At 69.9% G+C, this 12,993-nt stretch carries 16 protein-coding genes; 13 read left to right on the top strand and 3 right to left on the bottom strand.

What is annotated here, in order from left to right; all coding sequences use genetic code 11:
- Positions 1-10: 10 nt before the first annotated feature.
- The gene (locus ACQP0P_RS11135; protein WP_433381808.1) at positions 11-1,378 is read right to left on the bottom strand and encodes a glutamine synthetase family protein; all 1,368 of its coding nucleotides are present in this window, start codon (positions 1,376-1,378) and stop codon (positions 11-13) included.
- 64 nt (positions 1,379-1,442) lie between these two features.
- Between ACQP0P_RS11135 and ACQP0P_RS11140 the strand changes: the two genes are divergently transcribed.
- The 6 genes from ACQP0P_RS11140 to ACQP0P_RS11165 all read left to right on the top strand — a co-directional run bounded on the left by ACQP0P_RS11140 (position 1,443) and on the right by ACQP0P_RS11165 (position 5,344).
- Positions 1,443-2,162 (top strand): FadR/GntR family transcriptional regulator, encoded by a 720-nt coding sequence (locus tag ACQP0P_RS11140; RefSeq protein WP_433374488.1) that lies wholly within the window; start codon positions 1,443-1,445, stop codon positions 2,160-2,162.
- Between the two features lie 39 nt (positions 2,163-2,201).
- Positions 2,202-2,954 (top strand): hypothetical protein, encoded by a 753-nt coding sequence (locus ACQP0P_RS11145; RefSeq protein WP_433374491.1) that lies wholly within the window; start codon positions 2,202-2,204, stop codon positions 2,952-2,954.
- On the top strand, positions 2,917-3,324 hold the full coding sequence (locus tag ACQP0P_RS11150; RefSeq protein WP_433374494.1) for a hypothetical protein: 408 nt from the start codon (positions 2,917-2,919) through the stop codon (positions 3,322-3,324). Before ACQP0P_RS11145 ends, ACQP0P_RS11150 begins: the two co-directional genes overlap by 38 nt.
- Before the next feature lie 74 nt (positions 3,325-3,398).
- Complete coding sequence (locus ACQP0P_RS11155) at positions 3,399-3,629, top strand: hypothetical protein (protein ID WP_433374497.1); 231 nt, start codon at positions 3,399-3,401, stop codon at positions 3,627-3,629.
- Between the two features lie 249 nt (positions 3,630-3,878).
- Positions 3,879-4,127: an acyl carrier protein gene (locus tag ACQP0P_RS11160; protein WP_433374500.1), complete on the top strand. Its 249-nt coding sequence runs from the start codon at positions 3,879-3,881 to the stop codon at positions 4,125-4,127.
- On the top strand, positions 4,124-5,344 hold the full coding sequence (locus ACQP0P_RS11165) for a beta-ketoacyl-[acyl-carrier-protein] synthase family protein (protein ID WP_433374503.1): 1,221 nt from the start codon (positions 4,124-4,126) through the stop codon (positions 5,342-5,344). The genes ACQP0P_RS11160 and ACQP0P_RS11165 overlap by 4 nt, the downstream gene beginning before the upstream one ends.
- A 230-nt stretch (positions 5,345-5,574) precedes the next feature.
- Here ACQP0P_RS11165 and ACQP0P_RS11170 read toward each other — a convergent pair whose 3' ends face one another.
- Entirely contained in the window at positions 5,575-5,898 is a 324-nt protein-coding gene (locus ACQP0P_RS11170; RefSeq protein ID WP_433374506.1) for a hypothetical protein, read from the bottom strand.
- Between ACQP0P_RS11170 and ACQP0P_RS11175 the strand changes: the two genes are divergently transcribed.
- The 5 genes from ACQP0P_RS11175 to ACQP0P_RS11195 all read left to right on the top strand — a co-directional run bounded on the left by ACQP0P_RS11175 (position 5,888) and on the right by ACQP0P_RS11195 (position 11,262).
- Positions 5,888-6,109 carry a hypothetical protein gene (locus ACQP0P_RS11175; protein WP_433374509.1) on the top strand — a complete coding sequence of 74 codons (222 nt, stop codon included), beginning with the start codon at positions 5,888-5,890 and terminating at the stop codon, positions 6,107-6,109. The genes ACQP0P_RS11170 and ACQP0P_RS11175 overlap by 11 nt on opposite strands.
- Positions 6,110-6,495: 386 nt before the next feature.
- Entirely contained in the window at positions 6,496-8,151 is a 1,656-nt protein-coding gene (gene hutU, locus ACQP0P_RS11180; RefSeq protein WP_433374512.1) for a urocanate hydratase, read from the top strand.
- Between the two features lie 251 nt (positions 8,152-8,402).
- A complete protein-coding gene (locus tag ACQP0P_RS11185) occupies positions 8,403-9,227 on the top strand; it encodes a MurR/RpiR family transcriptional regulator (protein WP_433374514.1) in 825 nt (274 codons plus the stop codon).
- A gap of 432 nt (positions 9,228-9,659) precedes the next feature.
- On the top strand, positions 9,660-10,085 hold the full coding sequence (gene tnpA, locus ACQP0P_RS11190; RefSeq protein WP_433362464.1) for an IS200/IS605 family transposase: 426 nt from the start codon (positions 9,660-9,662) through the stop codon (positions 10,083-10,085).
- Complete coding sequence (locus ACQP0P_RS11195) at positions 10,078-11,262, top strand: RNA-guided endonuclease InsQ/TnpB family protein (RefSeq protein WP_433374517.1); 1,185 nt, start codon at positions 10,078-10,080, stop codon at positions 11,260-11,262. The genes tnpA and ACQP0P_RS11195 overlap by 8 nt, the downstream gene beginning before the upstream one ends.
- A 92-nt stretch (positions 11,263-11,354) precedes the next feature.
- Here the strand turns inward: ACQP0P_RS11195 and ACQP0P_RS11200 are convergent, their stop codons facing one another.
- Positions 11,355-11,885, bottom strand: coding sequence for a PadR family transcriptional regulator (locus ACQP0P_RS11200; RefSeq protein WP_433374520.1), 531 nt, complete (start codon positions 11,883-11,885; stop codon positions 11,355-11,357).
- Positions 11,886-11,923: 38 nt separating this feature from the next.
- Here ACQP0P_RS11200 and ACQP0P_RS11205 point away from each other — a divergent pair, with 38 nt between their 5' ends.
- The gene (locus ACQP0P_RS11205; protein ID WP_433374523.1) at positions 11,924-12,253 is read left to right on the top strand and encodes a hypothetical protein; all 330 of its coding nucleotides are present in this window, start codon (positions 11,924-11,926) and stop codon (positions 12,251-12,253) included.
- Positions 12,254-12,263: 10 nt separating this feature from the next.
- Entirely contained in the window at positions 12,264-12,950 is a 687-nt protein-coding gene (locus ACQP0P_RS11210; RefSeq protein WP_433374526.1) for an SDR family oxidoreductase, read from the top strand.
- The last annotated feature ends 43 nt before the right edge of the window (positions 12,951-12,993 follow it).

Genomic DNA, 12,993 nt, shown 5'->3' on the forward strand with positions numbered 1-12,993 from the left:
ATCTTCACCGTCACATCCGTTCGAATCCTCGGAACAGCTCCCAGTCGGTCACCGCCGCGTCGAAGGCGGCCAGCTCGGTCCGGGCGTTGTTCGCGTAGTGCGCCACCACGTCCTCGCCGAAGACGGAGGCCGCGAACGCGGAGCCCTCCCAGAGCTCCAGCGCGTCCCGCAGGGTGTGCGGGACGGTCTCCGCGCCCGAGGTGTAGGCGTTCCCCGTGACCGCCTCCTCAAGCGGCAGTTCGTTCTCGATGCCGTGCAGCCCGGCCGCGACCAGTGCCGAGACCGCCAGGTAGGGGTTGACGTCGCCGCCGGGCACCCGGTTCTCGATCCGTAGCGAGGGGCCGTGGCCGACCAGGCGCAGCGCGCACGTCCTGTTGTCCACGCCCCACTTGACGGCGGTGGGGGCGAAGCTGCCCGGCACGTACCGCTTGTAGGAGTTGACGTTCGGCGCGTACAGCAGGGTCAGCTCGCGCATGAGGGCGAGCTGACCGGCGATGAAGTGCTGTCCCGTCGCGGACAGTCCGTGCGCCTCGGAACCCGCCATGACCGGCTCTCCGGCGGTGTCCCTGAGCGAGATGTGGATGTGGCAGGAGTTGCCCTCGCGCTGGTTCGGTTTGGCCATGAAGGTGATCGACATGCCCTCCTGGGCGGCGATCTCCTTGGCGCCGTTCTTGTAGACGGCGTGGTCGTCGCAGCTGGACAGGGCCTCGCCGAAGCGGAAGGCGATCTCGTGCTGGCCGAGGTTGCACTCGCCCTTGGCCGACTCGACGTACATGCCCGCGCCCTCCATGCCGAGCCTGATCCTGCGCAGCAGCGGCTCGACCCTGGCGGTGCCGAGGAGGGAGTAGTCGACGTTGTAGAGGTTGGCGGGCGTCAGGTCACGGTAACCGCCGCGCCAGGCGTCCTCGTAGCTGTCGTTGAAGATCACGAACTCCAGCTCGGTCCCGACGAACGCCCCCCAGCCCCGCTCGGCCAGCCGGGCGAGTTGCCGGCGCAGGATCTGCCGCGGCGAGGCGGCCACGTCGGAGCCGTCCTCCCAGAGCAGGTCGGCCATCACCAGGGCCGTCCCCTCCTGCCACGGCACCCGGCGCAGGGTGGACACATCGGGTCTCATGACGAAGTCGCCGTATCCCCGCTCCCAGGAGGACATCGCGTAGCCGTCGACCGTGTTCATGTCGACGTCGACCGCGAGCAGGTAGTTGCATCCCTCGGAGGCGTGTCCCAGCACCTCCTGCAGGAAGTAACGTGCCGACAGGCGTTTCCCCTGCAGGCGGCCCTGCATGTCGACGATCGCCAGCAGCACGGTGTCGATCCGTCCTGCCCGCACCTCGTCGTGAAGTTCGCGGACGTCCACACGCCCTCCTCGCCGGAGTCTTATTGGGCTAGTGTCAGACCATTGACGTGTAGCGGGGGGAGCATTGTCAAGGGTCGGAGGAGATCAATTGGACGAGGTGTCGCGACTGGCGACCGTGTTGCGGCCGGTGCGCGCGGGTAACGCGTTCGAGGAGACCGTGGAGCGCCTGCTCCAGGTCATCAAGCTGGGGCTGGTAGCCGAGAAGCTGCCGCCCGAGCGGGAACTCGCCGCCCAGCTCGGGATCAGCAGGGTCACCCTGCGCGAGGCCATCCGCGCCCTGGCGGAGGCGGGCTACCTCACCGTGCGCCGTGGCAGGTACGGCGGCGCCTTTCTCACCTACACCCCGCCGCGCCCGCGCCGTGACGACCTGCGCAGGGCGGTCGCCGACATGGGCACCGACGACCTGGGCGACGCGCTCACCTTCAGGATGGCCGTGGAGTGCGGCGCCGCCCAGGTACTCGCCACCACCGCGCTCACCGAGGAGCGGCGCGACACCCTGCGGGAGCGGCTGCGCGAGGTCAACTCGGCGGGGCCCGACGACTACCGCCGTCTCGACACGGCCTTCCACCTGGCCATCGCCGAGCTGACCGGCTCCCCGCTGCTCGCCGCGGCCTGCGCCGACGCCCGGCTGCGGGTCACCGACCTGCTCAACGCCATCCCGGTGCTCCGGCGCAACATCGAGCACGCCGTGATCCAGCACGAGGCGATCGTGACGGCGATCCTGGCCGGCGACCCCGAGGGCGCGCGCCGCGCCGTGGCCGAGCATCTTGAGGGCACCGCCGCGCTGCTACGGGGCTTCCTCGCATAGCCTGATGACACGGTGGGAGATTTGTTCCGAGATCGGATCATGGAAACAGGGCGGCTGCCGCTGTTCTGTTTCTTCGTCGCGCTGATCGTCGCCTTCGTGTTCACCAGGATCAACGTCCGGCTCATCCGGGCCAAGATCGGCTGGTTCCGTAATGTCAACGTCGGCGAGATGCACATTCACCACGTGGTGTTCGGCGTGGTGCTGACCCTGCTCGGCGGGGTGTCCGGCCTCATCGTCTCCGGGGTCTCCGAGGGCTGGTACGCGGTGACGGCGGTGATCTTCGGCATCGGCGCCGCCCTCGTCCTCGACGAGTTCGCGCTGATCCTGCACCTGCGCGACGTCTACTGGGAGGAGGAGGGCCGAGCCTCCGTCGACGCGGTGTTCATCGCCGTCGCGATCACCGGCCTGCTCCTGCTCGGCTTGCGCCCGCTCGGCTGGGAGAACTCCGACGGCACCCCCAGGGGCACCTGGCTGACCGCCGGCCTCATCGTGACCAACCTCGGGCTCGCCGTGGTCACGCTGCTCAAGGGCAAGATCTGGACGGGCCTGGTCGGACTGTTCGTGCCGATCCTCCTGGTGCCGGGGGCCGTGCGGCTGGCCCGCCCGGGATCGCCCTGGGCGCACTGGTTCTTCGCCCCGGGCGCCCGGCACCCGCGGCTCCGCAAGATGGCCAGGGCCGAGCGCCGCGAGGAGCGCTGGCGCCGCCCGGTGATCCGCGGCAAGATCGCCTTCCAGGAGTTCGTCTCCGGCCGTCATGACCTTCCCTCCACCCGCCGCCGTTCCCGCCGCTGAGCCGCCGATGCCGTCGCCGTCGCCCTCGCCGTGTGGACCGGGAGCCGAGGTCGGCCCGCGGGTGTGGGCACTGCACGAGCGCGGTCTCGCCCGCGACGTCATCGACGTCGCCTCGATCTCCGGGCCGTACGGCTTCCGTGAACTCGAACACCTCGCCCGCCTGCACGACGTGGGGTTCTCGCTCGCCGAGCTGGTGATGCGGCTGGAGTTCGTCGCCCTGATCGCCGACGAGGACTTCGAGGCCCACGGCGTGCGGGGCGAGCAGCTCGGGGAGATCCGCCGGTTCGCCGGCGCCTGGGTGGAGGACATCGGGCTGCGCCGCGCGGAGGAGGGCGACATCGACTACGACGACGTCCCCGACCCCGACTGAGGGACGCGGGGAAAGCGGCGGCACGGTCGTGGTGAGCTTTCAAACCCGTGCATATCCGGCCGCCCGCCGGGCAGATGACGGCCCTGCCTGCCGAAGGGGTGCTGATCATGGGTCTGATCGAGAAGTTCAACCTGCGCGAACTGAAGGCCAGGACCAAGCGGAGGCTGGCCGGCCGGACGGGCAACCGCCGGCTGGTGGCCGAGGCCAGAACCGAGGAGGCCGAGGCGAGGCTGCTGAAGACCCAGGACGAGATCCTGGACACCGTCGTGGAGATGCGCAGGGAGTACGGCGTCCGCCGCCACTGACCCCGCTCGCCGGTGTTCCGCCGATGGGCTCCTTGCCGAGCCGGCTCCGGATCGGCGGGGCGCCGGCACGCGGCCGATCCTCGGGCCGGCTCCGGGAGGTGCGGTTTTTCCCCGCGCCGCTCATCACTTAATGAGTAGAAATTTCAAGAATTCCGCCTGACCGTACATAGACAGAATATATGTCTGTTTCGCTATAGTCCGAAGGCATTGCAGGGGCGCGAGTGGACCAATCCTTTTAAAGGTGGGCGAATGACAAGCCTCGATTCAGCGATATCCGTGGTCCGGTCGGCGATCGCCGAGGTGCTGAGCGTACCGAGCGATCAGGTGAAGCCGGGGGCCACCATCGCCGACCACCAGATCGACAGCCTGGAATGGGTGGAGATCTCCGTCATCATCGAGGAGAGGCTGGGCATCCAGCTCGACCCCAGCGACTTCGCCGGGGCGCAGACCGTCGCCGACATGGCGGGCGTACTGCACGCCGCGCTGGCGGCCCGGTGACGCGCGTCGTTGTCACAGGTCTGGGGGTCAAGAGTCCGGCGGGTAACACGGCGGGGGACGTCTTCGCCACGGTGCTCGCGGGCAAGTCGCTCGCGACCGCCATCCCCGAACTGGCCGACGCCCGGGTGCCGGTCTCGATCGGGTGCCCGCTGGCGCCGTTCGAGCCGGATGACTACTTCGGCGGGCGCGAGCTCCGGACCCTCGACCGGACCTCCCGGATCGGCCTCGCCGCGGCGATCGACGCCGTCGCCGACGCGGACGGCCTGCCCGCCGAGGGCTGCGGGGTGTACGTGGGCACCGGCGGCGGCGGGTTCGCCACCCTGGAGAACCTGATCGTGGGGCACACGCTCGGCAGGGAGAAGGTGCCGGTCCACGCGGTTCCGACGCTGATGTCCAGCTCGACCGCCTCACGCGTCGCCATCAGGTACGGCTTCAGGGGGCCATGCCTCACCTTCAACACGGCCTGCGCCAGCGGGGCCACCGCGATCGGCGAGGCGCTGCGCGCGATCCGCTCGGGCGTGGTCGGCTCCGCCGTCGCCGGAGGCCTGGACGCGCTGCTCTCCCCGCTCGCGATGGAGGCCTTCGCCCGGGTCGGCGCCCTGTCGGAGCGGACGCACTCTCCCTCGGAGGCGTCCCGCCCGTTCGACGCCGACCGTGACGGCTTCGTCATGGGGGAGGGCGCGGCCTTTCTGGTCCTGGAGCGCGCCGACCTCGCCGAGGCGCGGGGTGCCCGTGTCTACGGCGAGGTCAGCGGATACGCGGCCAACTGCGATGCCAACCACATCGTGGCGCCGCTCAGGGACGGCTCAGTGGCGGCCGAGTGCATGCGCGCCGCCCTGCTCGACGCCGGACTCGACGCCGGTGACATCGGGCACGTCAACGCCCACGGGACCTCGACCCCGCACAACGACAGCGCCGAGGCCACCGCCCTGCACGCGTGCTTCGGCGGCCGTACGCCCCCGGTGACCTCGACCAAGGGCGTGACCGGCCATCTCGTCGGCGGCGCGGGCGCACTGGAGGCGGTCATCGCCCTGCTGTCGGCCCGAGAGGGCCTGATTCCCCCGACCGCCAACTTCGCGGGCGGCCCCGAGGCCGACCTCATCGACATCGTGCACGGTGAACCCCGGTCCGTGGCCGTCGCCCCCGTCCTGTCCAACTCCTTCGGCTTCGGGGGCAGCAACGCCTGCCTGGTCCTCACCCCCTCCCTGGATTCCTGACATTCGGTACGGCCCCGCCGGCCCGCCGTGAAACGGCGCCGAACCGGCGGGGCCTTCGTCGACCCCTGGTGTCAATTTTGGTTGACCAAATAGTGATGTAATCGACTTTCATTGTGAAACACGGCGAAGACGCTCGGGGCGGCCCCATACCAGGTAGACAGGAAAAGCGGTCGTAGGTGGATCGCGTCGCTTCAAAGGGGGTCGCATTGTCCGAGACCGCGTCCTGGCGGTTATTGGTGGCCTATATAAGGCCCTACCAAAAAATCCTGCTGCTGGGCGGGGTGCTCAGCCTCGTCGGCTCGCTGGCCGGATTGGCGATGCCGCTCCTGGCCAAGACGGTCGTCGACGCTTTCGGCGAGCAGCGCTCCCTGCGCGGCCCCGTGCTGGGGCTGACCGCCGCCGTGCTCGTGGGCGCCGGAATCGGCGCGCTGGGCAGTTACGTGCTGGAGCGGATGGGGGAGAGCATCGTCTTCTCCGCCCGCCGCGGCCTGGTCGACCGGATGCTGCGGCTGCGCGCCTCCGAGGTCGACCGGCTCAAGCCCGGTGACGGTCAACGAGTTGCGGCTCCGCGAGGTGATCGCGGAGGTGGCGGCGGAGACGACGGTGCTGGTGATCGCACACCGCCTCTCCACGGTGACCGGTGCCGACCGGATCGTGGTGATGGAGGCGGGCCGGGTGCGGGCCGTGGGCACCCACGGCGAGCTGCTCACCGACGACGCCCTCTACCGAGAGCTGGCCGCCACCCAACTCCTGCTGCCCGGCTAGTCCCGCCGCTCGGCGGCCGTCCGGCATGGTGAAGGCAGCGCGGTGGTTCTGGTGCGGTTGTGTAAATTCATATCGTTCACAAAGGAATAATTCGGACACCGGGCTGATGGTCTGATTCGCTGTCCGGCGAACCGGGCATCCCCGCCTGTGCGAAGCCTCTCCTTCGCACCGGGGTGCCCATCGGGCGCGCGCCGCATTCGATCTCCCGATCCCGTCCGTGCGGGACGAAGATCGGGGCGCGACGATCGTTACGGCCACCACCGGGGGGGTGTCGCGGGCGTGCCGCCCGTGACACCCCTGCTGTGACACCCCTTCCCGGGTTGACCTGTAGCCTCCAGGTGACAAATATGAATGTATTCATTCATTCTTGATGGGGAGGTCCGGGCATGACCGGCAGCCGGGTTGTGCGCGCGCCGCGCGGTACCACGCTCACCGCAAAGGGATGGCCGCAGGAAGCGGCGCTTCGCATGATCCAGAACAACCTGGATCCCGAGGTGGCCGAGCATCCGGAACAGCTTGTCGTCTACGGCGGCTCGGGCAAGGCCGCCCGCGACTGGCGCTCCTTCGACGCGATCACCCGCACCCTGACCACCTTGGAGGGCGACGAGACGCTGCTGGTGCAGTCCGGCCGTCCCGTCGGCGTGTTCCGCACCCACGAGTGGGCCCCGCGGGTGCTCATCGCCAACTCCAACCTGGTGCCCGACTGGGCCGACTGGGAGGAGTTCCGGCGCCTGGAGGCCGCCGGACTGACCATGTACGGGCAGATGACGGCGGGCTCCTGGATCTACATCGGCACCCAGGGCATCCTGCAGGGCACCTACGAGACCTTCGGCGCCGTGGCCGCCAAGCGGTTCGGCGGGAGCCTCGCGGGGACGATCACGCTGACCGCCGGGCTCGGCGGCATGGGCGGCGCGCAGCCGCTGGCCGTGACCATGAACGGCGGCGTGGTGATCTGCGTCGACTGCGACCCCAGGTCGATCGACCGGCGGATCGAGCACCGCTACCTGGACGTCCGCGCCGCCGACCTCGACGAGGCGCTGCGCCTGGCGTACGAGGCCCGCGACCAGCGCAGGCCGTTGAGCATCGGGGTCGAGGGCAACGCGGCCGAGATCGTGCCCGAGCTGCTCCGCAGGGGCGCCGAGATCGACGTCGTCACCGACCAGACCTCCGCCCACGACCCGCTGATGTACCTGCCGATCGGCGTGGCCTTCGAGGACATGGCCGACGAACGGGAGAAGGACCCGGCGGGCTTCACCCGCAGGGCCCGTGAGGCCATGGCCAGGCACGTGGAGGCCATGGTCGGCTTCCAGGACGCCGGAGCCGAGGTCTTCGACTACGGCAACTCGATCCGGGGCGAGGCCCGGCTGGCGGGTTACGGTCGCGCGTTCGACTTCCCCGGCTTCGTGCCCGCCTACATCCGGCCGCTGTTCTGCGAGGGCAAGGGCCCGTTCCGCTGGGCCGCGCTCTCCGGCTCCCCCTCCGACATCGCCAAGACCGACCGCGCGATCCTGGAGCTCTTCCCTGACAACGAGCCGCTCGCCAGGTGGATCCGGATGGCCGGGGAGAAGGTCCACTTCCAGGGCCTGCCCGCCCGTATCTGCTGGCTCGGATACGGGGAGCGCCACCTGGCCGGAGAGCGGTTCAACGACATGGTGGCCTCGGGGGAGATCGAGGCTCCGCTGGTGATCGGCCGCGACCACCTCGACTGCGGCAGCGTGGCGAGCCCGTACCGGGAGACCGAGGGCATGGCCGACGGCTCCGACGCGATCGCCGACTGGCCGCTGCTGAACGCCATGCTCAACGTCGCCTCCGGTGCCGCGTGGGTTTCCATCCACCACGGCGGTGGCGTCGGCATCGGCCGCTCCATCCACGCCGGCCAGGTCACCGTCGCCGACGGCACCAGGCTCGGTGCCGAGAAGCTCAACCGGGTACTCACCAACGACCCGGGCATGGGGGTCATCCGTCACGTCGACGCCGGCTACGACGAGGCCGTCGCAGTGGCCGAGGAACGGGACGTCCGCATCCCGATGCGCGAGTCCTGACCGGAGGTTCGGGTCCCGGCCGGACGCTCGGGCTCCGGCCGGGGCGCGCCGGCCCTGATCGGGCGGGAAGGGCCTGATCGGGACTCGGTACGCGCACCGATCCGCGTACCGTGTCCCGATCCCCGTGTCCCGATCCCGGGGGGTGAATCCTGCCGGTGCCGCTCACTCCCACCCCGCCCGGGTGTATGAACTACAGCGGGGCGGGGTGGGGGAGGGGAATGCTCGTGGAGTGTCGAGCGGTTGGAGAGGGCGTGGGGGACGGACTCGATCAGCTTCTGGAGGGGCGGCGGCTGTCGCCGGTGCAGCGGCGGATCGCGCGCTACCTGGGCGACCACCTGTCCGAGGCCATCTTCCTGTCCAGCGTGGAACTGGCCGAGCGGGCGGGGGTCAGCCAGCCGTCGGTGACGAGGTTCGCGATGGTGCTCGGTTTCGCGGGATATCCCGAGCTCAGACAGGCGCTGCGGCCCCTCGTGGTGGGCGGGCGGAGGCCGTCGCGGGCCAACGACCTGCAGGCGGCCATAGACGTGGAGATCGACAACCTGCGGAGCGTACGCGACGCGCTGGGCGACCCCTCCGACATCTCGGAGCTGGGTGCCAGGCTGGCGGGATGCGAGCCGCTGCCGGTGGTGGGCCTGCGGGTGTCGAGCGGGCTGGCCACCACGTTCGCCTATTTCGCGCGCCGGATCCACCCTGACGTCCGCCTGCTGACCCACGGCGGTTCCGAACTGGCCGACGGCCTGTACGCCGCGCGCCGCGCGGGGGCGAGCTGGCTGGTCGCGGTGATCCTGCCCCGCTATCCGGCCGAGGCCCTGCAGGCGCTGCGTGGCGCCCGGGACCTGGGCCTGCGTACGGCGGTGATCACCGACCGGCGGGACGTGCCCTTCGAGGCCGACGTGATCCTGGCCGCCCCCGTCGGCGAACGGCTGGTCTTCGACTCGCACGCGGCGCCACTGGCCCTGGCCATGGTGCTGGTGGAGGCCATGGCGGACGCGGCGCCGCTGCGCACGCAGGCCCGGCTGGAGGAGTACGAACGGATGACCGACCAGGCGGGGGTCTTCACCGAGCGGTTCGGCTGACAACCGCGCCCGGGCGAGAGCCACCGGTTCCGCCGAGGCCGGCGAGGAGCGCGGAGCCAACCGGCGATCCGGTTCATCGAGCCGACCGACCAGCGCAGGCTGATCGCGGACAGGGGCAGGGTGAAGATCTCGCCCTCGGTGACGGACAGATCGACCCCTCTCACCGCCTCGACCTGCTCGGTCCTGCCGCGCCCTCGCCTGGTGGTGAAGGTCTTGCGTAGATCGTGCGCTTCGATGATCGTTTTTCTCCGTTTCGGGGGGTGCCGGTAAGGCTCCATCAGATCCTCCCGAGGGGACCGTCGCCTTTAGGCGACGGGGGAATCGGGAGCGGGAGGGCCGCCAAGGCCCGAGCGTGCCCTGACCTGTCTGGTCTGCGCATTAGAGATCTCCGTTCGTCGTGCATTAGATGAGCGGCGCTGTTATAAACATCATGTGACTCGTCGGATACGCACTTCTCCCGGTGCGGCGTATGACCTCGGGTACCACGTGGTGTGGTGCCCGAAGTACCGCCGCCCGGTCCTTGGCGGGCGGGTGAAGGACCGCCTGGAGGAGCTGATCCGCACCAAGGCCGACGAGCACGGGTGGGAGATCGTGGCGCTTGAGGTGATGCCCGACCACGTGCATCTGTTCGTCAAGCCCAACCCGAAGAACTCGCCGTCGTACGTGGCCAACCAGTTCAAGGGCTTCACCTCCCACCACCTGCGCGCCGAGTTCCCGCACCTGCGCTCCCAGCTGCCCACGCTGTGGTCGCGGTCGTACTTCGTGGCCACGGTCGGCGCGGTGTCGGCCGAGACGGTGCGGCGCTACATCAACACTCAGTACGAGCGCACCTCCAAAAGTGGTGGTGCTCGTGCGTAGGTCGTTCAAGTTCCTGCTCCGCCCCACCAGCAGGCAGGCCGCCGCGCTGACCGCCTGCCTGGACGACCACCGCGCCCTCTACAACGCCGCGCTGGAGCACCGCCGCACCGCCTACGCCAAAGCGGGCGTGAGCATCCGCTACGGCGAGCAGTCCGCCGACCTGAAACACATCCGCGCCGATGACACCGGCGGTCAGGGCCGGTGGTCGTTCTCCTCCCAGCAGGCCACCCTGCGCCGCCTGGACAAGGCGTTCGCCGCGTTCTTCGCCCGCGTCAAGGCCGGGCGCACCCCGGGGTTTCCCCGCTTCAAGGGCAAGGGGTGCTTCGACACGGTGACCTGGCCCAAAGACGGCGACGGCTGCCGGTGGGACTCCCAGCCCGAACACCCTACCGCCACCTACGTGCGTCTCCAGGGTGTCGGGCATATCCGCGCCCACCGGCACCGGCCGGTGCGCGGCACCGTCAAGACGATCAGCGTCAAGCGGGAAGGCTCCCGCTGGTACGTCGTGCTGTCGTGCGACGACGTACCTGCCGAACCCTTGCCCGCCACCGGCGCGGTCGTCGGGATCGACCTGGGCGTGGCCTGGCTGGTCACCACCAGCGACGGCGAGCACCTGGACAACCCGCGCCACCTGGCCGCCTCCGCCGAGCGCCTCGCCGTCGCCCAGCGGAACCTCGCCCGCAGGAAACGCGGCTCCACGCGGCGCTGTAAAGCGGTGGCGCGGGTCGCGGCCCTGCACGGCAAGGTCCGCCGTCAACGCCTCGACGGCGCACACAAGGCCGCACTCGCGCTGGTCCGCGACTACGACGTCATCGCCTGCGAGGACCTGCGGATCGCGAACATGACCCGCTCGGCGTCCGGCACCGTCGAGGTGCCCGGCCGCAATGTTGCCCAGAAGTCCGGCCTCAACCGTTCGATTCTCGACGCGGGTTGGGGGGTGTTCTTGACGATCCTGTCGCACAAGGCTGAAAGCGCCGGTCGAGAGCTGATCGCGGTGAACCCCGCCCACACCTCCCGCACGTGCGCCCGCTGCGGGCATGTCGCGAAGGAGAACCGCCTCGCCCAGGCCACGTTCGTCTGTCAGCGGTGCGCTCATGCGGCGCACGCCGACGTCAACGCGGCGATCAACATCCTGCGGGCAGGGCTTGCCCTTCGCGACGTCGCGCAAGCGGCTTAGCGAGAAGCCGCTCCCTTCAGGGAGCGGAGGAGTCACGGGGTTTGCGGAGAGCGGGTCCCTCCGTGAGAGGGCCTGGCGTGAGGGGGCGGGGATCAGGGGAGGTCGCCGTCCCTGACCTTCGCGACCGACTGTTCGATCCAGTTGAGTTGCGCCTGGAACTGGTGGATGTTGAGCCGGAGGCACTCGTCGATGTGCCGGGGGGCTCCGTAGCCCTGCTTGCCGTCCAGGGCCCGCCGCATCATCGAGATGGACGCCCGCAACTGCTCGGCTCTCGCCTCCATGGCATTGACCAGCTCGGCGGGGGAGAGCCGGTCCATGAAGGTGAGCGCGACCTGGAAGGGGTCGACGATCGGCTTCACCAACCACCAGCTGTTCATCAGTTGTTGCTGGAAGTCGGCCCGCCCGGCCTCGGTGATGCCGTAGACCGTCTTGCCTCCCCTGCCCTGCTCGATGATCTCCAGCAGTCCCTCCTCCGCCATCTTGGCCAGGCCGTGGTAGATCGAGCCGTAGGCCACGTTGGCCCAGCTGTCGGCGCCCCACAGTTCGAGGCGGCGCCGTACCTCATAGCCGTGCAGTGGGGTGTCGAGCAACACGCCGAGCAGCAGAACACGAGTGGAGGACATATACAAATTTTTATTAAAATTTGTATATGCTGTCAAACGTGCGAGAGATCAGGCGTGACGACGACGGTGCCCTCATGGGTTTCATCCGCTTCGATGGCGAGGGCTGGGAGCCGCTGACCGTGTTCGGCTACCCGCTCGGGGCGCCGCGCTCGGAGGAGGAGGCGCTGGAGGAGGTGCACCGGTCCGGGCTGGAGGTGCTGATGAGGCCCTGGCGGTTCCTGGAGAGCGGTGAGTGGTACCGCTGCGTGATCGTGGAGGCCGCGGTCGACGCGGTCACGGTCCGCCCGAACGACTTCCGCTACCCGCGCGAGAACACCGTCGCCGTGACGCTGGAGCGCCCCCGGCCGGAGGTCTTCCAGCCCGAGTAAGGTGATCGGCATGCCCGTACGTCCGACCGCGCTGGTCACCGGCGCCTCGCGAGGGGTCGGTGCCGCGATCGCCCGCGCCCTGGCCCCCACCCATGACCTGCTGCTCGGTGGCCGCGACCCCGAGGCGCTGGCCGAGACGGCCTCCGCCCTGCCCGGCGCGCGGCCCTGGCCGGTGGAGCTCACCGCCGTCACGGAGGCCGACGTCGCCGCCATCGACCGGCTCGACGTGCTGGTGCACAGCGCGGGCGTGCTGCACCTGGGGCGGGTGGAGGAGACCCCGGCCGAGGTGTGGCGTCACACCATGGAGGTCAACGTGATCGCGGTGGTCGAGCTGACCCGGCTGCTGCTGCCCGCCCTGCGCGCGGGGCGCGGTCACGTGGTGCTGATCAACTCCGGCTCCGGACAGCGGGCCGGTGCTGGTTGGGGCTCCTACTCGGCGAGCAAGTTCGCGCTGCGGGCCTTCGCCGACACGCTCCGCCTGGAGGAGCCGGAGCTCCGAGTGACGACGATCTACCCAGGACGGGTCGACACCGACATGCAGCGTGAGGTCCGGGTCCTGGAGGGCGGTCCCTACCAGCCGGAGAAGTACCTGAACGCGGACTCGGTGGCCAGGGTGGTGCAGGCGGCCCTGACCGCGTCACCCGACGCCCACGTCACCGAGATCACCGTCCGTCCCGCCGCGGGCCCGCTGAACTGAAGGGGCCGTACGGCTTCTCGCCCGGCGAGACGGAGCGGCTCCG

This window comes from Streptosporangium sp. CA-115845, from assembly GCF_050943795.1.
GTDB lineage: Bacteria > Actinomycetota > Actinomycetes > Streptosporangiales > Streptosporangiaceae > Streptosporangium.

What these genes read in the sequence shown, in the direction of transcription:
- ACQP0P_RS11150 (WP_433374494.1), top strand. Translation starts at nt 2,917, where the DNA reads ATGACCTTCCCTCCACCCGCCGCCGTTCCCGCCGCTGAGCCGCCGATG.
- ACQP0P_RS11160 (WP_433374500.1), top strand. Translation starts at nt 3,879, where the DNA reads ATGACAAGCCTCGATTCAGCGATATCCGTGGTCCGGTCGGCGATCGCC.
- ACQP0P_RS11155 (WP_433374497.1), top strand. Translation starts at nt 3,399, where the DNA reads ATGACGGCCCTGCCTGCCGAAGGGGTGCTGATCATGGGTCTGATCGAG.
- ACQP0P_RS11145 (WP_433374491.1), top strand. Translation starts at nt 2,202, where the DNA reads ATGGAAACAGGGCGGCTGCCGCTGTTCTGTTTCTTCGTCGCGCTGATC.
- ACQP0P_RS11210 (WP_433374526.1), top strand. Translation starts at nt 12,264, where the DNA reads ATGCCCGTACGTCCGACCGCGCTGGTCACCGGCGCCTCGCGAGGGGTC.
- ACQP0P_RS11200 (WP_433374520.1), bottom strand. Translation starts at nt 11,885, where the DNA reads ATGTCCTCCACTCGTGTTCTGCTGCTCGGCGTGTTGCTCGACACCCCA.
- hutU (WP_433374512.1), top strand. Translation starts at nt 6,496, where the DNA reads ATGACCGGCAGCCGGGTTGTGCGCGCGCCGCGCGGTACCACGCTCACC.